The sequence below is a fragment of the Mesorhizobium sp. M1163 genome, from assembly GCF_040318415.1.
Lineage (GTDB): Bacteria > Pseudomonadota > Alphaproteobacteria > Rhizobiales > Rhizobiaceae > Mesorhizobium.
The window spans coordinates 57,793-77,956 of record NZ_JAMYMF010000026.1; the positions used below are offsets into that span (position 1 = coordinate 57,793).

Annotated in this window: 23 protein-coding genes and 1 tRNA gene; 6 read left to right on the forward strand and 18 right to left on the reverse strand. The window is 60.5% G+C overall.

What is annotated here, in order from left to right; translation table 11 throughout:
* Positions 1 to 15 precede the first annotated feature (15 nt).
* The 4 genes from pstB to pstS are packed head-to-tail and all read right to left on the reverse strand — an operon-like array spanning position 16 to position 3,781.
* Positions 16 to 819, reverse strand: a complete 804-nt coding sequence (gene pstB, locus NKH43_RS23280) for a phosphate ABC transporter ATP-binding protein PstB (RefSeq protein ID WP_023720928.1) — start codon at positions 817 to 819, stop codon at positions 16 to 18.
* Positions 816 to 1,667, reverse strand: coding sequence for a phosphate ABC transporter permease PstA (pstA, locus tag NKH43_RS23285; RefSeq protein ID WP_352480861.1), 852 nt, complete (start codon positions 1,665 to 1,667; stop codon positions 816 to 818). The genes pstB and pstA overlap by 4 nt, the downstream gene beginning before the upstream one ends.
* Positions 1,668 to 1,670: 3 nt before the next feature.
* The gene (gene pstC, locus NKH43_RS23290; protein WP_352468946.1) at positions 1,671 to 2,660 is read right to left on the reverse strand and encodes a phosphate ABC transporter permease subunit PstC; all 990 of its coding nucleotides are present in this window, start codon (positions 2,658 to 2,660) and stop codon (positions 1,671 to 1,673) included.
* 59 nt (positions 2,661 to 2,719) lie between these two features.
* Entirely contained in the window at positions 2,720 to 3,781 is a 1,062-nt protein-coding gene (gene pstS / locus NKH43_RS23295; RefSeq protein WP_352480862.1) for a phosphate ABC transporter substrate-binding protein PstS, read from the reverse strand.
* A 275-nt stretch (positions 3,782 to 4,056) separates the two neighbouring features.
* Between pstS and NKH43_RS23300 the strand changes: the two genes are divergently transcribed.
* Positions 4,057 to 4,791: a hypothetical protein gene (locus NKH43_RS23300; RefSeq protein WP_352480863.1), complete on the forward strand. Its 735-nt coding sequence runs from the start codon at positions 4,057 to 4,059 to the stop codon at positions 4,789 to 4,791.
* A 91-nt stretch (positions 4,792 to 4,882) separates the two neighbouring features.
* Here NKH43_RS23300 and NKH43_RS23305 read toward each other — a convergent pair whose 3' ends face one another.
* The gene (locus tag NKH43_RS23305) at positions 4,883 to 5,875 is read right to left on the reverse strand and encodes a DUF2865 domain-containing protein (RefSeq protein ID WP_352588335.1); all 993 of its coding nucleotides are present in this window, start codon (positions 5,873 to 5,875) and stop codon (positions 4,883 to 4,885) included.
* A 332-nt stretch (positions 5,876 to 6,207) separates the two neighbouring features.
* Here NKH43_RS23305 and NKH43_RS23310 point away from each other — a divergent pair, with 332 nt between their 5' ends.
* Positions 6,208 to 6,423, forward strand: a complete 216-nt coding sequence (locus tag NKH43_RS23310; RefSeq protein WP_023720934.1) for a hypothetical protein — start codon at positions 6,208 to 6,210, stop codon at positions 6,421 to 6,423.
* Between the two features lie 137 nt (positions 6,424 to 6,560).
* Here NKH43_RS23310 and tolA read toward each other — a convergent pair whose 3' ends face one another.
* The 4 genes from tolA to NKH43_RS23330 all read right to left on the reverse strand — a co-directional run bounded on the left by tolA (position 6,561) and on the right by NKH43_RS23330 (position 9,687).
* Positions 6,561 to 6,965, reverse strand: a complete 405-nt coding sequence (tolA, locus tag NKH43_RS23315; RefSeq protein WP_352999141.1) for a cell envelope integrity protein TolA — start codon at positions 6,963 to 6,965, stop codon at positions 6,561 to 6,563.
* 363 nt (positions 6,966 to 7,328) lie between these two features.
* Positions 7,329 to 8,219: a glutathione S-transferase family protein gene (locus NKH43_RS23320; RefSeq protein WP_352588332.1), complete on the reverse strand. Its 891-nt coding sequence runs from the start codon at positions 8,217 to 8,219 to the stop codon at positions 7,329 to 7,331.
* Between the two features lie 27 nt (positions 8,220 to 8,246).
* Complete coding sequence (locus NKH43_RS23325; protein WP_023720938.1) at positions 8,247 to 8,828, reverse strand: VOC family protein; 582 nt, start codon at positions 8,826 to 8,828, stop codon at positions 8,247 to 8,249.
* Between the two features lie 418 nt (positions 8,829 to 9,246).
* Positions 9,247 to 9,687 carry an SRPBCC family protein gene (locus NKH43_RS23330; protein WP_023678521.1) on the reverse strand — a complete coding sequence of 147 codons (441 nt, stop codon included), beginning with the start codon at positions 9,685 to 9,687 and terminating at the stop codon, positions 9,247 to 9,249.
* 116 nt (positions 9,688 to 9,803) lie between these two features.
* On the opposite strand from NKH43_RS23330, the gene NKH43_RS23335 reads away from it, so the two are divergent.
* Positions 9,804 to 10,871: an adenylate/guanylate cyclase domain-containing protein gene (locus tag NKH43_RS23335; RefSeq protein WP_352860085.1), complete on the forward strand. Its 1,068-nt coding sequence runs from the start codon at positions 9,804 to 9,806 to the stop codon at positions 10,869 to 10,871.
* Between the two features lie 694 nt (positions 10,872 to 11,565).
* On the opposite strand, the gene NKH43_RS23340 is transcribed toward NKH43_RS23335, so the two are convergent.
* The 6 genes from NKH43_RS23340 to NKH43_RS23365 all read right to left on the reverse strand — a co-directional run bounded on the left by NKH43_RS23340 (position 11,566) and on the right by NKH43_RS23365 (position 14,739).
* Positions 11,566 to 12,204, reverse strand: coding sequence for a glutathione S-transferase family protein (locus tag NKH43_RS23340; RefSeq protein WP_352588326.1), 639 nt, complete (start codon positions 12,202 to 12,204; stop codon positions 11,566 to 11,568).
* Between the two features lie 244 nt (positions 12,205 to 12,448).
* On the reverse strand, positions 12,449 to 12,682 hold the full coding sequence (locus tag NKH43_RS23345; protein ID WP_352494188.1) for a hypothetical protein: 234 nt from the start codon (positions 12,680 to 12,682) through the stop codon (positions 12,449 to 12,451).
* A gap of 97 nt (positions 12,683 to 12,779) precedes the next feature.
* The gene (locus tag NKH43_RS23350) at positions 12,780 to 13,625 is read right to left on the reverse strand and encodes a DUF4238 domain-containing protein (RefSeq protein ID WP_352860106.1); all 846 of its coding nucleotides are present in this window, start codon (positions 13,623 to 13,625) and stop codon (positions 12,780 to 12,782) included.
* 161 nt (positions 13,626 to 13,786) lie between these two features.
* Positions 13,787 to 13,861 (reverse strand) — tRNA-Glu (locus tag NKH43_RS23355).
* A 90-nt stretch (positions 13,862 to 13,951) separates the two neighbouring features.
* The gene (locus tag NKH43_RS23360; RefSeq protein WP_352494186.1) at positions 13,952 to 14,359 is read right to left on the reverse strand and encodes a VOC family protein; all 408 of its coding nucleotides are present in this window, start codon (positions 14,357 to 14,359) and stop codon (positions 13,952 to 13,954) included.
* Positions 14,356 to 14,739 (reverse strand): fimbrial protein, encoded by a 384-nt coding sequence (locus NKH43_RS23365; RefSeq protein ID WP_352494185.1) that lies wholly within the window; start codon positions 14,737 to 14,739, stop codon positions 14,356 to 14,358. The genes NKH43_RS23360 and NKH43_RS23365 overlap by 4 nt, the downstream gene beginning before the upstream one ends.
* A 26-nt stretch (positions 14,740 to 14,765) precedes the next feature.
* On the opposite strand from NKH43_RS23365, the gene NKH43_RS23370 reads away from it, so the two are divergent.
* The 3 genes from NKH43_RS23370 to NKH43_RS23380 all read left to right on the forward strand — a co-directional run bounded on the left by NKH43_RS23370 (position 14,766) and on the right by NKH43_RS23380 (position 17,768).
* Complete coding sequence (locus tag NKH43_RS23370) at positions 14,766 to 15,806, forward strand: RluA family pseudouridine synthase (RefSeq protein ID WP_023720953.1); 1,041 nt, start codon at positions 14,766 to 14,768, stop codon at positions 15,804 to 15,806.
* Between the two features lie 187 nt (positions 15,807 to 15,993).
* A complete protein-coding gene (gene rpoH / locus NKH43_RS23375) occupies positions 15,994 to 16,905 on the forward strand; it encodes an RNA polymerase sigma factor RpoH (protein ID WP_023720954.1) in 912 nt (303 codons plus the stop codon).
* A gap of 347 nt (positions 16,906 to 17,252) precedes the next feature.
* Positions 17,253 to 17,768, forward strand: coding sequence for a hypothetical protein (locus NKH43_RS23380; RefSeq protein ID WP_352860086.1), 516 nt, complete (start codon positions 17,253 to 17,255; stop codon positions 17,766 to 17,768).
* A gap of 171 nt (positions 17,769 to 17,939) precedes the next feature.
* Here NKH43_RS23380 and NKH43_RS23385 read toward each other — a convergent pair whose 3' ends face one another.
* The 3 genes from NKH43_RS23385 to NKH43_RS23395 all read right to left on the reverse strand — a co-directional run bounded on the left by NKH43_RS23385 (position 17,940) and on the right by NKH43_RS23395 (position 20,164).
* Entirely contained in the window at positions 17,940 to 18,812 is an 873-nt protein-coding gene (locus NKH43_RS23385) for an MBL fold metallo-hydrolase (protein ID WP_023720957.1), read from the reverse strand.
* A 152-nt stretch (positions 18,813 to 18,964) separates the two neighbouring features.
* Positions 18,965 to 19,624, reverse strand: coding sequence for a peroxiredoxin (locus tag NKH43_RS23390; RefSeq protein WP_023720958.1), 660 nt, complete (start codon positions 19,622 to 19,624; stop codon positions 18,965 to 18,967).
* A gap of 174 nt (positions 19,625 to 19,798) precedes the next feature.
* A complete protein-coding gene (locus tag NKH43_RS23395) occupies positions 19,799 to 20,164 on the reverse strand; it encodes a cell division protein ZapA (protein ID WP_023720959.1) in 366 nt (121 codons plus the stop codon).

Below are 20,164 nucleotides of genomic sequence, written 5' to 3' on the forward strand. Positions count from 1 at the left end.
CATGATCGGAACGGCTCAGCCGAAGCGGCCGGTGATGTAATCCTGCGTGCGCTTCTCGCGGGGCGACGTAAAGATCTTCTCGGTCCGGTCGAACTCGACCAGTTCACCCAGATACATGAAGGCGGTCTGGCGCGACACGCGCGCCGCCTGCTGCATGTTGTGGGTGACGATGACGATCGTGTAATCGGCTTGCAACTCGTCTATCAGCTCCTCGATCTTGGCGGTCGACAGCGGGTCGAGTGCCGAAGCCGGCTCATCGAGCAGAATGACTTCCGGCTTCACCGCCACGGTGCGGGCAATGCAAAGCCGCTGCTGCTGGCCGCCTGACAGGCTCAAGCCGCTGGCGTTGAGCTTGTCCTTGACCTCGCCCCACAGCGCGGCCCGCTTCAACGCTTGTTCGACGCGGCCGTCCATTTCGGACTTGCCGAGATTCTCATAGAGCCTGACCCCGAAGGCGATGTTCTCGTAGATCGACATAGGGAACGGCGTCGGCTTCTGGAACACCATGCCGATCTTGGTCCTCAGGAGATTGAGATCCTGCGAGCGGTCGAGAATGTTCTTGCCGTCGAGCAGCACCTGGCCCTCGGCTGTCTGCTTCGGGTAGAGTTCGTAGATGCGGTTGAACACACGCAGCAGCGTCGATTTCCCGCAGCCCGAAGGGCCGATGAAGGCAGTGACGCTGCGCTCGGGCAGCGACAAGGTGATGTCCTTCAACGCCTTGCTCTGGCCGTAGTAGAAGTTGAGGTTCTTGACCTCGATCTTCGTCTTCTCGGCGACCGTTTCGGTCATCGTCATGTCCGGGGACAACATCTGTGTCATCTGTCCTCTCTGCGTCCGGTAAGGCTGCGGGCGAGGATGCTCAAGCCCAGAACCGTCAGGGTGATTATGAGTGCGCCGGTCCACGCCAGTTGCTGCCATTCCTCGTAAGGGCTGAGAGCGAACTGGAAGATGGTCACCGGCAGGCTGGCCATCGGCGCGTTGATATTGCTGCTCCAGAACTGGTTGTTGAGCGCGGTGAAGAGCAGCGGCGCCGTCTCGCCGGAAATGCGTGCTATCGCCAGCAATATGCCGGTGACGATGCCGGACAATGCGGCGCGGTAGGCGACCGAACGGATCACCACCCAACGCGGCGCGCCGATCGCGGCACCGGCTTCACGCAACGCGTTCGGCACCAGGTTGAGCATGTCTTCAGTGGTGCGCACGACCACCGGAATGACCAGGATGGCAAGCGCAACGGCGCCGGCTATGGCCGAGAAATGCCCCATTGGCCGCACCATCAACTCATAGACGAACAAGCCGATGATGATCGAGGGCGCCGACAACAGGATGTCGTTGATGAAGCGCACGACGGTGGTGATGCGCGAGAAACGCCCATATTCGGCCATGTAGGTTCCCGCCAGCACGCCGATCGGCGTGCCGACGACAACGGCGATGATCGTCATCACCAGGCTGCCCGCGATTGCATTGAGCAGGCCGCCGGCCTCGCCTGGCGGTGGCGTCATCTCGGTGAAGACCGCGAACGAAAGCCCGGCTGTGCCCTTATAGACCAGTGCACCGAGAATGAGCGCCAGCCAGGCAAGCCCGATGCCGGCGGCGACGACGCAAAGCGCCATCATCACCGAATTCCTGGCTTTGCGGCGGCTGTGGAGCGATGAGGATGTCGACATCGGTCAGGCTCCCGTACGGGCGTCGATCCGCATCAGCATATAGCGGGCGGCGGCAAGGATCAGGAAAGTGATGACGAACAGGATCAGGCCGAGCGAAACCAGAGAGGAGGTGTAGAGATCGCCGTCGGCCTCGGTGAATTCATTGGCGATGGTCGCCGAGATCGTCGTGCCCGGCGCGAACAGAGAGGCGCTGATGCGGTGAGCGTTGCCAATGACGAAGGTCACCGCCATGGTTTCGCCGAGCGCGCGGCCGAGGCCAAGCATGACGCCGCCCATGATACCGATGCGGGTATAGGGAATGACCACGCGCCGGGTCACTTCCCAGGTCGTGCAACCGATGCCGTAGGCCGATTCCTTCAGCACCGCCGGCACCGTATCGAAGACGTCCTTGGTGATCGAGGTGATGAAGGGCAGCACCATGATGGCGAGGATCAGCGCCGAGGTCAGAAGGCCGATGCCGTAAGGAGGGCCGGCGAAAAGGCTGGATAGTCCCGGCACGCCGTGGAAGATGTTGATGATGAAGGGCTGTATCGTCGTCTGCAGGAACGGCGCGAACACGAACAGGCCCCAGATGCCGTAGATGATCGAGGGAATGCCGGCCAACAGCTCGACCGCTATGCCGATCGGGCGCCTGAGCGGGCGCGGGCAGAGTTCGGTGAGAAACACGGCAATGCCGATGCCGATCGGAACCGCGATCAGGATGGCGATGGCCGCCGTGACCAGCGTGCCGTAGATCGGCGCCAGCGCGCCAAATTTTTCCGTAACCGGATTCCAGCTTTCAGTCGTCAGGAAAGAGAACCCGAAGGCCGACAGCGCCTGCCATGAGCCGGCAAACAGCGAGATTGCGACACCACCGAGGATGACCAGCACAAGAATTGCGGAAGCGCGGGTGAGTCCACGGAATATGGCGTCTGTGAGCGCGAAGCGCCGCACCGTAGCTTCCCTGGCCCGGGCTGCTGCAGATGATGGCATGGCATCGGAAGCGATGGTCATTGGGTCCTCGCGATTGAAGGCAACAGGGAGGGCGCCGTCGACGCCCTCCCTGGAGAAGATTACATAGCCGAGTAGAGCGGCTTGCCGTCGCTGCCGACGACTTCCTTGGCCCACATGGCCTTGACGCTCTCGACCACCTTGTCGGGCATCGGAACGTAGTCCAGCTCGCCGGCCATCTCGTCGCCCCTGTCATATGCCCAGGCGAAGAATTTGAGCGCTTCGCCGGTGGTCGCGGCATCGTCCGGCTTCTTGTACAGGAGGATCCACGTTGCCGCCGTCATCGGCCAGGACTCGGCGCCCGGCTCGTTGGCGAGGATGACGCCATAGCCCGGCTGCGAGCTCCAGTCGGCATTGGCCGCTGCCGCCGAGAATGCCGCCGCGGTGGGTTCGACCTTCTTGCCGTCCTTGTTGATCATGTCGGTGTGGGTGAGCTTGTTCTGCTTGGCATAGGCGTATTCGACATAGCCGATCGCGCCGCCGGTCTGGGAGACGTTGTTGGCAACGCCCTCATTGCCCTTGGCGCCGATGCCCACGGGCCATTCCACGGCCTTGTCGACGCCGACCCTTTCTTTCCAGTCCGCGCTGACGTCGCCGAGGTAGTATGTGAAGTTGAACGTCGTGCCCGACCCATCAGAACGGTGAACGACCGCGATCGCCTGCGAAGGCAGCTTGACGTCGGGATTGAGCTTCTTGATCGCCTCGTCATCCCAGCTCGTGATCTTGCCGAGGAAGATGTCGGCCAGCGTCGGGCCGTCGAGAACCAACTCGCCCGGCTTGATGCCTTCGAGGTTGACGACAGGAACGATGCCGCCCATCACCATCGGGAACTGAGCCAATCCGGACGATTCAAGCTCTTCGCCTTTCAGCGGCGCATCAGAAGCGCCGAAGGTAACGGTCTTGGCTTTGATCTGCTTGATGCCGCCGCCGGAACCGATCGACTGATAGTTAAGCCCAATGCCGGTGTCTTTCTTGTAGGTGTCGGCCCACTTCGCATAGATCGGGTAGGGGAAGGTGGCGCCGGCGCCAGAGATGTCCGCGGCGAGCGCGGCGGACAGGGTGAGGGTAGTCGTCGCCGCAGCCATTGCAATCGCAACGGCCGCCGAGCGGATGAAATGTCTCATGTGGCCTGCTCCTGTTCGGAATATGGTCTCTCGGCGCCATTCCTCCGGCGCCCGCTGAGGCCAATAGCCCCCGATTATTACAGTCGCATGACAGTTTCATGTCGCTCCGGTAACGTCGTCCAGCCGGGTAAGAAGGAACGGCCGCGGGCTTTGTCGGCATGGGCCGCGGTTTGCCGCTGGAATCAGCAGCTTGCGTGAATTCCGGCCGGCTTTGTCCGCTCGACGATAGCAGCCACTGACCTTGAGAAGAAAAAAGCCGGACGGGAGCGCGTTGCATGCAGCCAGAACGTGTCATGGCCGCACCATCGCCGAAACAGGTCCGTTGGGGTAAATCTGACCCTGTTTCTTGCCGGCGGTCGCTGCTCCCGCCCGTAACTGGAGGAGCGAACTTCGAATATCCCATTGTCGCGACTGAGCGCGCCATTGGGTATGGTGCGATCGCACCATGGCCTTACGCTGGAAGCGGTGACGAATCGCAAGGTTTTAACTCGCCTCGCGCTGGACCTCCATCCGCGCCCGACCCGGCGCTCGATCTTTCGAGCGGGGCCTTCGACTGGAAGTGCGACGATTTCTACTTCACCTTACCTACTCCCTCTGCACTATTCCGCCGGTTGTCGGTTGGGCCGAAGCAGCGTTATAAGCTTGCAGGGGTGTTGCTGATGTTTCGACGGATTCTGCCTGTCTTCCTGTGCCTGGCGCTGCTTCTGGGAACCGGCTGTGCGCGCAGCTATGACGGCACCGTGATCATTCCCAAGCCGCTCGATGTTCGCCGTTTCTGGGACCGGCCTTCTCCGCAGGCGCAAGCCGAACAGTCGCAGCTGGAGACCGATGTCTTTCCTGTGGCGCCTCAAACGCCGAAAAGGCCGGCGGTGCGCCGGAGCGCAGCTTCCGTTGCAGCGCCACGAAGGAAGGTCGCCAATCCGCCCATGCTGTCATCGGAGCCGGCGAAGCCGCTCACCTGCAGGAATGTCAGCCAGCCCGGCAAACGGGCCCGCATGGTCTGCGAATAACCAACCGGCCGTCGGTCGATGCGTGCGGCTGTAGGCCTTGAAGCGGCTATCCGGCCAGCCGTTCGCCGTCTCGGGACATCGCCTGCCTTGGTCAGTCCGCCGGGAAAAAGGCCGGCCCGACCACTCTCACCGGCCGCGCGCCGATCGCTCTTTCGACCGACTGATGCTGGGCAGCCCCTGGTACCTCGGCAACCAGCGTTTTTTCCCCTGCGAGAGCGGTACCGGCGGTTTGGATCCCGGATTCAGGAATTTCCGCGACGATGCCAAAATCCGGCTTTGCCGTCGGCAACGGAATGATGGCGTTGCTCATGTTGGCCGGTGTCACGGTTCGTGCCCTGAGTTCGGCGACGCGCTGGTAATAGCGCTTGACATCGCAGGCCTTGAAGTTCGCGTCGTCGCGGTACCTGAAGGCGGTCGCAAGCTCCACATAGGGCTTTTGCGTCTCGAGCGCGATCATCTCTTCGGTCTCGCGGGTGGCATCGCTCAGCGTATAGAGTTCGACGCCGGCATCGTCGCAGATATAGCGGCACTGATCGACCGTTTCCTTCAGATCGTCGTTCTTGGCGAACTGCGATTTTGGCGCGGGGAAGAAATATCCGTCCGACAAGCGAACGCAAAACAGCATCCGATTGCCACCCATTATTGCGCCTGCGGACTGAGGTTTTGGTGCTGTGCGCTGCTGTGCCTGCGGCTGGTTCTGCTGCGCCTGCTGCTTCTTGGCAGCGGGGGCGGCGCAGCCTAGCGCGACGAACCTGGCCTTCAGGCCGGAGGTGTCCCTGCCCGAATTCGACAGTCTGGCGATCTGCCGTTGCACCTCCGCCTTGCTGCTTACGAGGTCGGCGCAGGGGTTGAAGAAGAACCCGGCCGTTTTCGCCGTGCATCGGCGCTGTCTCTCCAGCCTTTGAATCGCGGCGAGTTGCCGGCGTAGTTGGGCAAGCTCGGGGCTGGTCCCGGCGCCACGCCCCGCCGAAAGCAATTGGCTCCTGATCGCGCCGCAGCTATCCGCATAGGAGGAGGACGTGCCGAGCGCAACGGCTATTGCCGACACCAGCATCAGAATCGTGAGAAGCCAGAAGCGTGTCATTGGAGCGACCATTGTCCTTGTTGCGCCGAGAACAGGATTTCTTTGTCGACTATGGATAAGTACTGGCTAAATCAGTTTTACCTAATTGAAGTAGACCGCACCGCCACCAGAGACTTTAGTTCTAGTGTATTATATCCGCTGGCGTAAATTCAATATTACATTTTTATTTCAAGATTGAGACGAACCGGCAGCAACGCCGGCGAACTCGCGCCACGGCGAAGTTTGAAGCACCCGGCCGGATCCGCACCGCGATCAATCCGGCGTTACCGGCCGGCCGTTGCTGAAACCTTAGCCCCACGTTCGGCGTTGAGCGGCCAAGGAGGAGACCGCAAATGTCGATTCATTTCACTGTCGCGGGCCTGACCAGGAATCTGTTCCATTCACTTGGGCTGGACCATGAACGCACACCGAGGCCGCTCGACCACGAGCAGAGGCTTTTGCTGGAGTGCTATCTCGCCGGCCAGATTCCGGAATCGGCCTGGAGCGACTATGTCTTCGAAATGCCGGAACTGGCGCGACATGTCGAGGCCAGACGAAGCCGCCACTAAAGCGCATCGCGGTCGACCCGGCCTCATGCGACGCGCTTAGGTTCTTGTTTTATGCATGTCGTTGTCGCAAAACCGCTGCACACTTTTGCTCGACATGCGCTAGATCCCGAAAAGTAGAATCCGGTTGTCGGAAAAGATCAAGGCGAAGCCTGCACTCGCGTTGCAGGCTGTTTTTGTTTGGGCGAGTTGAATTGCAGAGTGAACACCTTGCCCGGGATGCCTTCAGCCAGCGCCGGTGAAAGGCTCAACGGCAGGCAGTGGTCCACGGCCGCAATCGCCGCGTCGACAAAAGCTTGCCGCGCCTTGTCGTCGCCGGCCACGCGGATGGCGGTCGGCTTGGGCCGGCCGATCAGCGTGCCATTGCGCCTGAAGCTGAAGCTCAGGGTGACGGTGGAATTCCCGGCATTCGCTGGGGGGGTCCAGCACGCCTGGATGGCAGCCCCGACCTCGGGCATGGTGTTGAGCGTCGCTGCATTCGATTGACCGGCTGCACCCGCCAGCATGGCGCCTGCAATCACCACCATTCCAGCAATGCTTTTCATGACAGGGCCTCTGTCCTTGAACCGCCCTCGAGGACGTGACTAACTTCGATGGTAGGGCCGACATCGGCGATGACAAGGTGCCAGCAACGCGCTTCATCAGCCATGCAGGCGTCGGGAAGCGCCGTCGACCGCAACTTCGGCAGGGCTGCAACAAGCAAAAGGCCGGCGAGCAGCCGACCTTTGCTTTCCATCCGCGCCAGTACATCCGTGGTCGCGGGCTGGAGGTGGATACAGTAGAAAGGGTTTCGGTTAACGAAACCTTAAGCTCCCCACATCGTGCAAACAGGGGAGAGTAAAAAGAATTACCCCAGATCGTTACCGGCTCCTGCAGAACGTACGGACGATCGCCGGCCTGCACGTGCCTCAGGCGTTGGCCTGCGACCGCACATAGGCGATATAGCCGCGCACATCGCCGGCCGGCTCGGCATAGGCCTTGCCGAGCTTCTTCTCGATCGCCGTCATATAGTCTTTTGCCCATTGGGGCAGCGCATAGTCGATGACGGCGAGGAACTCGAGCGTCGCCGCCAGACGGATGTCGGCGATCGACGGGTTCTTGCCGCCGATGAACGGCTTGCCGTTCCTGAAGAAGCTGTGAAAGACCTCCAGCGGCTCGGCAATTGCGGCCGCCGCGGCCTTCTGGGCTTCCGATTTCCTGTCGGGATGAGCGTCGCTGTGGCCGACCTCGCCGGCATATTGCGGGAAATTCAGTGCTGGATAGGTGGCGCGCGCCACATAGGGGTAGAGCGTGCCGATCAGGTAGAACATGGCACTGTCGATCATTGCCCGCTTGGCGGGTTCCTTAGGGTACAATTTTTCCAGCCCGTGCTTGTTGGCGAGGTACTGCATGATGGCGCAGCTTTCCCACAAGACACCTCTCGGCAGGCCCTTGTCCTCGATCATCGGGGTCAGGTGGGCCGGGTTTCGCGCCATATATTCAGGCGAGCGCGTGTGGCCCCATACGTCGGTCTCGGAATGGTCGAGCCCGGCCGCGCGCGCAAACACCCGTACGCTCATATTGTTGACGCTCGGCTTCAGCATGCTGAGCATCAGCGCGGGTTTTTTCGCTGATTTCGCTACGGCCTTCCGCGCGGACTTCGCGGATGCCTTGGCTGCAGGTTTTGCGGCGGCTTTCGTTGCCGACTTGGCGGACGCTTTCGACGCCTTGGCAGCAGGCTTTGTCGCGGCCTTGGCAGCTGGTTTCGGAGCGGCCTTGGCGGCCGGCTTCTTCGCACTCTTCGTTGTCGTCTTTGCCATTGTGTCCTCCCTTTGTTTGGCCTGTCGTCAGTATGGATCTTTCGGAGCGCGGTCTTCCGACAAGGTCGCGCGGGAGCGCTCGACAAGCGCCTGGATCGCGTCGGCGAGATGCACCTCGGCTATTGCGTAGTCGCCGCGCGCGACGCGGATCTTGTGCGCCTGCATCAACACGTCGGCATGGGTGAAGCCCGCCGGCGGCTCGAAACGGTAGGAGGCGAGCTCGATCAGCAGGCCGAGCGGATCCTCGAAGTAGATCGAGTCCATGAAGCCGCGATCCTTGACGCCGCTGTGCTTGATGGCGCGCTCGTCGAGCCGGCCGACCGCCTGCAAAAAGGTGACGCGCGACACCGCGAAAGCGATGTGATGGACGCAGCCCGTATCGGTTGGCGTGCGCCGCTTGACCGGCGTGCGGCTCTCGTCGGTGAAGACGGTGATCAGCCGGCCGTCGCCCGGATCGAAATAAAGATGGCTTTCGCTGGCTTTGTCGAGGTTGGGCTGCTCGAAGATGAAAGGCATGCCGAGCACGCCTTCCCAGAAATCGATGGAGCTCTGGCGATCGGCGCCGACCAGCGTGATGTGATGGACGCCTTGTGATTGCAGCTTCTGCATCTGACTCCTCCCGGCCACGCCGTCTTGCCGCCGAACGGAAGTTCGGATGCCCAGTCGCGCTTGGATCAGCGCCCGGCATGTGACCGCGCCCGGCCTCGCTCGCCTGCGCTCCGCATTCCGCATCCTGCAGGAGTGCGGCCGGAGCTTTGATGAACGGATGCTAATTCAATCCGAGGCGTTGCGCCAGAAGCGCTGAGTTTCAAGAACTCCACGCAGGCGCCAAGAGCGGCACCGGGATCGCGGACGCCTTCGCCGAGCTCGCCGAAACGATCCGTCGCCGGCAGCTGTAATGGTGCGGCAGCCCGCAGGTCGCTGGGTTTCCCGAGCGGCCGGTTTGGCGACGGCAGGTCAAAGGGGCCTCGTTGACGCATGCCGCGCCTGGTTCGGATTACGGGCATCCGCGGCCCTTAGATGAAAATCACATATTCTTCATCGGCACGTCGGGATCGACATGTCCCCCATCGGCAGTGATCTTCAGCCGTGAGAGGTAGTGCTCCCATCCCCTTCGGTGGCTGTCACGCTCCTTTGCGTTCGGCAGTCCGCTGTGCGTGAAGCGGATCAGTGTCCCCGCATCCCTCGCGATCAGGTCGATCTCGACATGGCTGGAGCCGGGCGGCACAGTCTCGTTGTCTTCCCAGCCAAAACTGTAGGCAAGACGGTGGACCGGGATCACCTCGGTGAACTCACCGCGGGCCATATGGCGACCACCGACATTGACGAGGAACAGACCGCCCGGCGATGCATCCAAATTCGCTTCGGTCCCGATCCATCGCACGATCTGGTCCGGATCCGTCAAAAGCGCGAACACGGTCGCTTGTGGCGCCGCGACCTCAATCTCTGTGTAAACCGATTCCGCCATCGCTCACTCCAGGTCACATCCGCATCGAATGCCGTGCATGATTGAAGCGAATGTGGGGAGTTGCAAGAAGATGTTCGAGGCGTAAGCATAAGCCTGTGCCGAGTGACCTTCTACCGATGCTTCTCGCAAACTCGCTTTCATTCCTTCTGGACGACGCCGCGCATATTGGCGACGGTGGGCGACTTCTATTGCAGCTCTCAACGCATTTGATGGAAGACGGCTTACCGATCATCGCCGGCGCGCTGGCGCAGGATGCTCCCGACCCGATCATTTCACGCCGCATCTGGCTCTGGCGAGCGCCTGGGAATGAAGTGGTCGAGGCTTTGGGCATAGGCGCCGACCGCCAGAATGCCGATCCCCGGCTCGTGCTGCGGGAGTGGCTTGGCACGACGCGGGCGATGGTGTTCGACGAGCGAGCGGGCGGTGTCGCACCGACTTTGGTGTGGGCGTTCGATCATACTCCGGATGAGGCGCAGTCAGAGCTGCTGCGGCAAATCTCCCGGTTTGCTGCGGCTCCGATGACCGCACTCGCAGAACGGGCCGCGAAACGCGCATTGCTCGAAGCATATTTGGGAAAGCGCAGTGCAGCACATGTGCTCAACGGTCATTCTCGTCGAGTAAAGGGAGAGACGATACGGGCTGCGCTTCTGTGCGCGGACCTTCGAGGTTTCACCGATCTATCCGAGGTTCATGATGCAGACGAGATCGTATTGGTACTTGATGCCTGGTTCGATTGCGTCGCCGGCGCGGTGCACGCATTTGGTGGTGAGGTTCTCAAGTTTATAGGTGATGGCGTCCTCGCGATTTTCCCGATTGGCGAGCGCGATGCAAATGCCGCATGTGACGCTGCGGTACGCGCCGTGAAGGCCACGCGCGCCGGGATAGATCATCTCAACCAAACTCGGCGCCGCAATGGCGGCCCTGAGCTCGGATATGGCATTGGCCTGCATGTCGGCGAGATACTCTGGGGGAATATCGGCACTGCCGGCAGGTTGGACTTCACCGCGATCGGCAAGGCTGTAAATCTTGTCAGCCGCATCGAAGGGCTGTGCAAGCCGTTGGGACGGACGGTGCTCGCGTCGACAGTGTTCGAGGCAGAAACTACCGAGCCGATGATCGCCATGGGCAGTCATCCGCTCGGAGGAATAGCAGGCGCGCAAACACTTTTCGGCTTGCCGGAATAGATCGAATGGTTGAGCCCGCCGTGGATGTGTCGTTCGCAGCATATCTTGGTATCGTGCGAAGCCATGACTGAGAGAAATTCGAACGGCAAAGAAGCTACGATACTGCAACTGGAGTATGGCGCGTTTAGAGCCCAGCCATGCCGTCGGCATGCTTGCCGATCGCGTCGCCGGGGCCGTGGATAGTGCGCTGAGTCAAATCAGCCGGACAGCTTCAAACGGACGGAAGCCCGAATCCTCGCCAATCAGGCATCGGACATGCGGCGGGCAGCGTCACGGAACGGATAGTCGACACGGACGACGCCATCTTGTTTCCTGAGGACCCAATACTCACATATGTCGCCCCCGTTTCGGGGCCGGGATACTTGAGCTATATTTCAGGGAAGGAGAACAACATGGGTGGCGTTAAGGTGGCAATGAGGCGCTTCCCCGCTGCCGCTATCGCTGGCCCCGAGCCGTGCCATCGGATGAAAGCTGCATCCTTGCCGGTAATGTCCTTCACCGATTTCAACAGGGTTCATGGACCGCTCGAAGCGCCCGATAATGGTCGCAGGTAGGCGATAGCAGCGGCCGGACAATGCTCTTGTGAAGCTGAGGCCGTAGCGTTGGTTTCCCGCTAAACAACGCTACCAGACATTTAAGTACGACCGCGTAGGATCGATGGTCTTGCGAATTTTTGGATTCGGCAACGCGACAGCTACTCCCAGAGGGATATTCCCTCTTGCGTTAAGGCTCGTTGCACAGCCGCTCGCTCCTCCAACCGACGTGCATGAGAGGTCCAAGCGGGGTAGGTATTTCGCATGTCTACGGCCATGCGATTTCCCCACCTGTAGAATACGAGCAAATACGGATCAACGATTGAATAGGACTCTCCTACGGCCCAATCTCGATCCGTCAACTTGGATTCTATAAGCGCAAACGCGGAAGCCAAGTGCTCCTTTCCTTTATGAACCAAGGGCTCGTACATCGATTGATCCGGTAAGAAAAAGTCGGCGCGCCAGATCATTCGGACGGCGACCGCGTGAACCGCACTCGATAGCCAGTTAAACCATTCGATGGAACGGATGATGTTTTCTGCATTCGCTCCCAGGAGCCGCGCGTCTGGATTCGTCAGGCCCAGGTGAAATAAGATTGCCGGCGCTTCAGTGAGAGTGAAATTGTCGGCAATGAGAACAGGGATTCGCCCTTTCGGGTTTAAGCGGTGAAATTCGTCGGTCTTGGCTTCGGGATGACCTGGCGACATCAACGCCAGCGAATAGGGCCTTCCAATCTCCTCCATGACGATGTGAGGTGCAAAAGAGCAAGAGCCTGGCGCAGCATGAAGTGTGTAATGCATCAATTCCTCCGAAAACCGCATCTTACCTGTTTCAATCTGTACTAAGTTGCCAACGACGTCTTGCTGTTGTTTAGCGTACTTCCAACGCTACGGCCTCAAGCTCTTCCGCAGCCGCCATGAAGCGGTCGATCTCGGCCTGTGCAAGTTGCTTGGATGGTTTGGTTCTGGCCATTTTGCGATCTCCGTTAAGTGGATCGCCGCACCGGCGCAAATGAGGACCATATTCCTAAATCGACCGCAAGAGTTATTCTGCCAGATGGTCCTGATCGATCTTGGCAATTACCCCCTCAAGAGCCTGGACTGCGCGCCTCGATATCTCAACATGAGCAGCCGTGGTATCGACTTTTCCCTTGCCTGGCTGAACAGTCCAAATGCCCGTTTTCCCTGCTTCGGCATTGGTGATGAACCGGCGCTCCTCTTCGAGCTGCTGGCTAAGTTCTTCGCGGAAAGCCTTCCACTGGTCTTTCGTTGCGGCCATCGGGTCTCCTTCCTCGCTGCCTTTCGGCTGAAAGTGACGCAGCTCTGCCGGGCGCGCAAGCGCCCCTCAACGGTTTGCCGCCTCCCCGCGAAGGGAGTTAGACCAAGTGTGAGGACGACTCCGTTCTTGTTAGGTAACGATCGACGAAGCTGGGCTCTGCGTCGCCATACACAAATTTCTTCGCTGTGGAGATGGTGGAGATGTTCGTGGCGTCTACCACGCGCCTATCGGGCATCTTAGCGATGTTTTCTGCGATTGACCGCGCGTTTGTTGCGAAAAAGGCGTGACCAGGGGAGATGGGGAGATTTATGAGACATTTCGGACGGTAGAGGTCTCCAATGCGTTCAAGTGGGTCGTCGCCGAGCATGAGAGGCCGACTTGAATTGCTGACGTCGCGTACTGTCCACCAGAAGGAAAGCAGGCGCTCAATTGGCCGGCTCTCGCCGATCATCTTGGACAAGGTTTCCATGCCAGAATTGGCCAATGCACTAGGTGCGTGATTCTGAGCCCATTCGAGTAGGTTTCGTTCGGGTGCGGACCCTTTTGCAGCGTCGAAGTCTGCATCGGGTTCCGAAAGTATTTTTTGCTGCATCTCTTCAATGCGCTTTGATATCGACGCGACAACATGAGGGACACGCAGCAGCGCCGCGTTCAGATAGATCGCCCACCAGTATCGTTCTTCAATGGAGAGCGATTTTGCCCCTCGAACGACCATCTTCTCGAGGATGGGTGCTGCTTTGTCGTCTACGAAACCGAAAACCCGTTCTTCCACAAGGTGGACCATGTCCGCGGGGACGTGCTCCAAAGCGTAAAGACCTGGGACGTATCCGGTGGCAGCAGGAGCTACCCCCTTTCTAGTCAGTTTTCCATTGTGCTTGATTCTGCCCCATTGTGTCACATAGCCAGCAGTGTCGGCCCACCGCCGGAGGTGAAACTGCGGCACATAGTGATGGTCCCCATCCTTGCTCAACGGTTTTGCTCAACTGCTTGCCAAGCGGCGCGGCTCACGGCGCTCTAGGCACCTCAAAAATGGATCCTACGAATGGCTTATTTGACCGTTATTTGACGGTTTTACCTGCCGGCCCGCTAAGTAGTTGAAACGATTGGTACGCCCAAGGGGAATCGAACCCCTGTTCCCGCCGTGAGAGGGCGGTGTCCTGACCGCTAGACGATGGGCGCGTTCAAGAACCGGCGATATAGGCTGACGGCTGGGAAAAAGCAACTAGGCTTAAGGCTGCCTGTCGCGCCGGTGAAATATCCGCTGCAAGCCTAGCGTTTTGGCTCGATCAGGTCCCAGAGATTTCCATGGAGATCGGCGAAAACCGCGACCGTGCCATAGGCTTCATGGCGCGGCGCCTCGCGGAACTCGACGCCCTTTTGGAACATCAGCGCATAGTCACGGGCAAACTCGTCGGTTTCGAGGAACAAAAAAACCCGCCCGCCGGTCTGGTTGCCGACGGCGTGCCTTTGCGCATCGCCGGATGCCTCGGCGAGAAGCAGCCGCGCGCCCTGCCCGTTGCCCGGCGTGATCGTGACCCAGCGTTTGCCGCCGCCGAGATCGACATCTTCGGTGAGGACAAAACCCAGCCGGTCGACATACCAGGAGATCGCCTCGTCATAATTTGCGACGACGAGCGCGACCGTGGCAATGCTGCGGTGTTCGGCAAAACCGGTCATTTGTTCCTGATCGAAAAGCGGCCGACGATGCGGCGCTCAGTGGTGTCGTAGACGAAAATGGCGCGGCTGCCGTCGGCCAACTCGGCGTCGATCGACAGGCGATTGCCCGAGAGCGATTGGCTGACCACCCTGGCGCCGACCGGCAGCACGATGTCGCCACTGACCGGCTCGCCTGCCGACACCTGGATGTCGCTCGTCAACGGCGGGGCGGCAGGCGGTGCATTGCGCGCTTTGTAGACAAGCGCCGCGATCACCACCATAAGGGCGAGGAACAGCAGGCCGAGATTGATGGCGACGAAGCGGACGAGCTTCCTCCGCACCTTTTCGACCTCGGGGTCGAGCGGCTTTTCCTCGTCTTCGTCGGCAAGCGGCTGGGCCATGGCAGCAGATTCCGGAACTGTTTTCGATGAGCGCTCATAACGAAGAGGTCAGACAATTAATAGGGGCCAGACAGATCGTGCTGGAGGCCGGCGCCGATGCGGCCGGCCAACGGCTCGACCAATGGCTGGCGGCCAGGCTCGGCCCCGACATGTCGCGCAGCCGGGTGCAGATGCTGATAAAGCAGGGCGCGGTCAGGATCGGCGGCAGGCCAGCCAGCGAGACGAAGCGCAAGATGGCACAAGGTGACAGCGTGTCGGTCGACATGCCGGAGCCGGAACCGGCGGAGCCGCAAGGCGAAGATATTGCGCTGGATGTCCTCTACGAGGACAGCGAGCTGATCGTCATCAACAAGCCGGCCGGGTTGGTCGTGCATCCCGGCGCCGGCAACTGGACCGGCACGCTGGTCAACGCGCTGATCCATCATTGCGGCAACAGCCTGTCGGGCATCGGCGGGGTGAGACGGCCGGGCATCGTCCATCGCCTCGACAAGGAGACCAGTGGCGTCATGGTCGTCGCCAAGACCGATCGCGCCCACAAGGCGTTGTCGGAGGCCTTTGCCGACCACGGCCTGACCGGCGATCTCGAGCGCGCCTATCTGGCGTTGGTCTGGGGCATACCGGCAAGGCCGACGGGGATGGTCGACGCGCCGCTCGGCCGCGCCGCCGACCGGGTACGCCGCGCCGTGGTGCCGCAAGGCCGCGACGATGCCCGCCACGCCATAACGCATTTCACCGTCATTGAGCGCTTTGGCGAGCAGCAGCAGGAATTCGCCACGGCGAGCCTGGTCGAATGCCGGCTGGAAACCGGTCGCACCCACCAGATACGCGTCCACATGGCCCATATCGGCCATCCGGTGATTGGCGACCCCGAATACGGCCAGGCTTTCCGCACCAAGGCCAACCGGTTGCCTGCGCCGCTAACCAGCAAAGTGAAAGCATTTCCGCGACAAGCGTTGCACGCCCGCCTCCTTGCATTTCGGCATCCGGATACCCATTTAACGATGAGGTTCGAAGCACCGATACCGTGGGACATGGAGAACCTCGTCGACGGCTTCCGCAAGCTTTGAACCAACCACCTGAAAACCTGACCGGCGTTGTTCACTTCAGCGTGACACACTGTTTCGTGTTGAACAAATGCCTGTCTTTCTGGTTTTGTTCCTATATATGTCGGTTGGCGCGAATGTGCCTTTGGCATTCGCGCCACATGCCTGCCGCGTTTCGGGGGCATCACTCCAATAGAGAGGGGGCGCTATAATGGCCCAGTCACTACCCAGTATCGTTTCCGGCGAAGGCGGCCTCAGCCGCTACCTGGAAGAAATCCGCCGTTTTCCGATGCTTCAGCCGCAGGAAGAGTACATGCTCGCCAAGCGCTACGCCGAGCATGAGGACACCACGGCTGCGCACAAGCTCGTCACCAGCCACCTTCGGCTCGTCGCCAAGATCGCCATGGGCTATCGCGGCTACGGCCTGCCGATCGGCGAGGTGATCTCGGAAGGCAATGTCGGCCTGATGCAGGCCGTCAAGAAATTCGAACCGGAGCGCGGCTTCCGTCTCGCCACCTATGCGATGTGGTGGATCAAGGCCTCGATCCAGGAATACATCCTGCGCTCGTGGAGCCTGGTTAAGATGGGCACCACCGCCAACCAGAAGCGCCTGTTCTTCAACCTGCGCAAGGTGAAGGGCAAGATCCAGGCGCTCGACGAAGGCGATTTGAAGCCCGACCAGATCACCGAGATCGCCACCCGGCTGAACGTCTCGGAAGCGGAAGTCGTGTCGATGAACCGTCGTCTGTCGGGCGACGCCTCGCTCAATGCGCCCATCCGGGCAAGCGAAGGCGAATCCGGCGAATGGCAGGACTGGCTGGTCGACGACCACGAAAGCCAGGAAGAGATGCTGATCGAGCAGGACGAGCTGGAAAACCGGCGCGGCATGCTGTCGGGCGCTCTTGCCGTGCTCAACGACCGCGAACGCCGCATCTTCGAGGCGCGCCGCCTCGCCGATGAGCCGTTGACGCTGGAAGAGCTGTCGGCCGAGTTCGATATCAGCCGCGAGCGCGTGCGCCAGATCGAGGTGCGCGCATTCGAGAAGGTGCAGGACGCGGTCAAGGCCGCGGCCAAGCGCCAGATGCAGGCGCTTCGCACCATCGAGGCGCAGCCGGCGGCGTAAAGCCTCCCGATAGAAACAAATAACGGCGGCGCCACGTAACTGGCGCCGCCTGTATTTTAGAGGGTTGCCAGTTCCGCGGCGCCTTCGCGGATGTCCGATCCACTGCCACAAACTGCTCAGTAGCCTCGCCATCGTGTCCGCAGACGATCTCATCGATAGCGGCATTACCGCAATTTTCCCCAAGCCCTGGAAACCGCAACGCTGCAAGCTGTGGCGGCAATGTTCCGGCGCCGACACGGGCTTCCGTTGCAAAATTCCACAAGGCGGCGCTTGCGGCAGGCGGGCGACAACGGGCCGCCGGGCCGCGCCGGGCAGTTGAACTCGTCTGTTCGGAAACGAAAGGCAGTATGACGATGACGATTTCTCCGTTTCTGACCGCTCTCGGATCCGAAGGTCCCCCAGCCGACCGAGCGAAAGACATGGACCTGTATGGATGGCTAATTGGAAGCTGGGAAATGGACACGGTCCACTACCTCGATGACGGGACAATCCAGAAATGGAATGGAGAATGCCATTTTGGCTGGGTGCTCGAAGGCCGCGCGGTTCAGGACGTTTGGATCAGGCCCAAGCGCCCTGCTCCGTCCGCGATGTATGGCACAACCTTGCGCATCTTCGACCCTGGGATCGATGGCTGGCATATCATATGGAACGACACGCTCAACCGGGATCACTCGCGCCAGATCGGCCGGGCCGAGGGTAAGGACATTGTCCAGCTCGGCAATGACTCGCGCGGTCTGAAAACTCGATGGCGTTTCACTGAGATCACTGCCAACAGCTTCCATTGGATCGGCGAGGAAAGATCTTCCGAGAGCGATCCTTGGCAAATCACGTATGAACATTTAGCCCGCCGAACAAAACCCTGACGCTGGACTAAACACTTAGCTGGCGTCTGCGCCGCTCCTCATCCGGCTGCCGCCACCGTCTTCCCGCATGGACCTCTCGGATTCAAACATCGCAAAAATCGAATCTGGATCAATAACTTGGATGACCATCGCAGAGTTTGAATGGCATTGTAGTGCCAACGACCCATCTCCTCACAGGCAATCGAGCGGAAATTTCAGATAGCGCCGCCCGTTGGATTCCGGTTCCGGCAGGCGTCCGCCATTCATATTGACCTGCAGCGCGTGCAGGATCAGCCGCGGCATCGGCAACGTCCTGTCGCGGGCTTGGCGGAGCGCGACGAAGTCGGCTTCCGTCTTGCAGCCGGCAACATGGATGTTGCCGCCTTTCTGTTCCGCGACCGTGCTTTCCCAGCGCGCTTCGCGGTCACCCGGCTGGTAGTCGTGACCGACGAACAGACGTGTCTCGTCCGGCAGTGCCAGGATGTCCTCGATCGAACGCCAGAGCCGCTCGGCGCTGCCGCCGGGAAAGTCTGCCCTTGCGGTGCCGCTGTCCGGCATGAACAGCGTGTCGTGGATGAAGGCGGCGTCGCCGATGACGTAAGTAATCGAGGCCAGGGTGTGGCCCGGCGAAAACAGCACTCTTGCCGGAAGGCCGCCGACCGAAAAAGTCGCGCCGTCGGCGAACAGCCTGTCCCATTGCGAACCGTCGGCGGGGAATTCCGGCCAGTTGTAGATCACCTTCCACAATTTCTGGACGTCGATGATCCTCTCGCCGATTGCCGTCGGCGCTCCGGTTCTCCCCCTCAGATAATGGACGGCGGACAAATGGTCGGCATGCGGATGCGTGTCGAGGATCCACTCGACCTCCAGCCCGCTTTCCCTGACGAAGTCGAGCAGGGCGTCGGCGTTTTTCGTTGCCGTTGCACCGGACCTTTCGTCGAAGTCGAGCACCGGATCGATGATGGCGCATTTGCGGGTCGCCATGTCGGCGACCACATACTGGACGGACCCGCTCGGCTTGTCATAGAAGCCGGTGACCTGCGACCTAGCCGATAATGCGTCCAATCCCAGCCCCCTTGATCTCTCACCGTGGCAGGAATGATTTTCTCAGCCACGGCAAATGAAAGGCATGGTTGTCCGTCAACCAGGCGTCGTCAAGCACCCCGTGCTCACACGGCTAGGAAAACCAAAAATTTCTCCGTGCCGCCTCTGCCTGCTCAGGCGGAAGGCTGCTTGGTTTTCCTGAGATATGGCAGGATTGTCTCGTAGGCGCCGAAGCGCTTGATGGCATCCTCATTCGAGACAGCAGCGGTGATGATGACGTCCTCGCCCTGCTTCCAGTTCGCCGGCGTCGCCACCTGGTGCTTGGCGGTCAGTTGCATGGAATCGATGGCGCGCAGGATTTCGTCGAAGTTGCGGCCCGTCGTCATCGGATAGGTGAGGACCAGCTTGATCTTCTTGTCGGGCCCGATGACGTAGACCGAACGCACCGTGGCATTGTCGGCGGGCGTGCGGCCCTCCGAGCTCTCGCCGGCACCCGCCGGCAGCATCTCGTAAAGCTTGGCGACCTTGAGATCCTTGTCGCCGATCAGCGGGTAGTTCACCGAATGGCCGGTCGCCGTCTTGATGTCGTTCTGCCACTTTCCATGGCTTTCGACGGGATCGACCGAGATGCCGATGATCTTAACGTTGCGCTTCCTGAACTCACCTTCGAGCCCGGCCATCGTGCCGAGTTCGGTTGTGCAAACCGGCGTAAAGTTCTTCGGATGGCTGAACAATACCGCCCAGCCGTCGCCGATCCATTCATGGAAGCTGATCGGTCCTTGCGTGGTCTCAGCGGTGAAGTCCGGCGCGATATCGTTGATGCGGAGGCTCATGACATGTCCCTACCTTGTGAGTGCAGATCGCAGCCGGCGTTGACCGGCGCTGCTTTTGCCTTTCTACCACTCCGGCGTCATCCTTCAAACGGCTGTTGCGCCGGCATCGAGGCCGGCGGCGAAATATTTTCATTGCTTCTCGGCAAATGCAGCAGGAATTTTCGCTGCGCTGGCTCAGGCCTTGCTCACTGCTAACGTCGTCGTCAGGTCTTCCATGCGCTGGGCCAACGCGCCGAGCGCCCCGGTCAGCACGGAATCGTTCTTGTCGGCCTTGGTCAGTGCGTCGTCGCGCGTCTTGCGCAGCGTCAGCACTTCGCTTTCCATGCCCTTGACCCGCTTTTGCAGTTCTGAAAGCTCGTCCATGACCATGATGCCGGCCATCACGGTCAGCCTCTGGTCGCCGATCTCGCCAAAAGAATCCTTCAGATGCGAGACATAGCGGTCGAAGCGCTCGGCAAGATCGATCAGATGCTCTTCCTGGCCCTCGTCGCAGGCCATCCGATACTGCTTGCCGTCGATGGAAACCGTGACTTGTGCCAT

Excerpts from the sequence above, each read along its gene's own strand:
- NKH43_RS23395 (WP_023720959.1), bottom strand. The coding sequence starts at position 20,164 with ATGGCACAAGTCACGGTTTCCATCGACGGCAAGCAGTATCGGATGGCC.
- NKH43_RS23300 (WP_352480863.1), top strand. The coding sequence starts at position 4,057 with ATGCAGCCAGAACGTGTCATGGCCGCACCATCGCCGAAACAGGTCCGT.
- pstB (WP_023720928.1), bottom strand. The coding sequence starts at position 819 with ATGACACAGATGTTGTCCCCGGACATGACGATGACCGAAACGGTCGCC.
- NKH43_RS23380 (WP_352860086.1), top strand. The coding sequence starts at position 17,253 with ATGACGATGACGATTTCTCCGTTTCTGACCGCTCTCGGATCCGAAGGT.
- rpoH (WP_023720954.1), top strand. The coding sequence starts at position 15,994 with ATGGCCCAGTCACTACCCAGTATCGTTTCCGGCGAAGGCGGCCTCAGC.
- NKH43_RS23370 (WP_023720953.1), top strand. The coding sequence starts at position 14,766 with ATGAGCGCTCATAACGAAGAGGTCAGACAATTAATAGGGGCCAGACAG.
- tolA (WP_352999141.1), bottom strand. The coding sequence starts at position 6,965 with ATGAAAAGCATTGCTGGAATGGTGGTGATTGCAGGCGCCATGCTGGCG.
- NKH43_RS23345 (WP_352494188.1), bottom strand. The coding sequence starts at position 12,682 with ATGGCCGCAACGAAAGACCAGTGGAAGGCTTTCCGCGAAGAACTTAGC.
- NKH43_RS23365 (WP_352494185.1), bottom strand. The coding sequence starts at position 14,739 with ATGGCCCAGCCGCTTGCCGACGAAGACGAGGAAAAGCCGCTCGACCCC.
- NKH43_RS23305 (WP_352588335.1), bottom strand. The coding sequence starts at position 5,875 with ATGACACGCTTCTGGCTTCTCACGATTCTGATGCTGGTGTCGGCAATA.
- NKH43_RS23325 (WP_023720938.1), bottom strand. The coding sequence starts at position 8,828 with ATGCAGAAGCTGCAATCACAAGGCGTCCATCACATCACGCTGGTCGGC.
- NKH43_RS23340 (WP_352588326.1), bottom strand. The coding sequence starts at position 12,204 with ATGCATTACACACTTCATGCTGCGCCAGGCTCTTGCTCTTTTGCACCT.
- NKH43_RS23310 (WP_023720934.1), top strand. The coding sequence starts at position 6,208 with ATGTCGATTCATTTCACTGTCGCGGGCCTGACCAGGAATCTGTTCCAT.
- NKH43_RS23360 (WP_352494186.1), bottom strand. The coding sequence starts at position 14,359 with ATGACCGGTTTTGCCGAACACCGCAGCATTGCCACGGTCGCGCTCGTC.
- NKH43_RS23335 (WP_352860085.1), top strand. The coding sequence starts at position 9,804 with ATGCTTCTCGCAAACTCGCTTTCATTCCTTCTGGACGACGCCGCGCAT.
- pstC (WP_352468946.1), bottom strand. The coding sequence starts at position 2,660 with ATGACCATCGCTTCCGATGCCATGCCATCATCTGCAGCAGCCCGGGCC.
- NKH43_RS23320 (WP_352588332.1), bottom strand. The coding sequence starts at position 8,219 with ATGGCAAAGACGACAACGAAGAGTGCGAAGAAGCCGGCCGCCAAGGCC.
- pstA (WP_352480861.1), bottom strand. The coding sequence starts at position 1,667 with ATGTCGACATCCTCATCGCTCCACAGCCGCCGCAAAGCCAGGAATTCG.
- NKH43_RS23390 (WP_023720958.1), bottom strand. The coding sequence starts at position 19,624 with ATGAGCCTCCGCATCAACGATATCGCGCCGGACTTCACCGCTGAGACC.
- NKH43_RS23330 (WP_023678521.1), bottom strand. The coding sequence starts at position 9,687 with ATGGCGGAATCGGTTTACACAGAGATTGAGGTCGCGGCGCCACAAGCG.
- pstS (WP_352480862.1), bottom strand. The coding sequence starts at position 3,781 with ATGAGACATTTCATCCGCTCGGCGGCCGTTGCGATTGCAATGGCTGCG.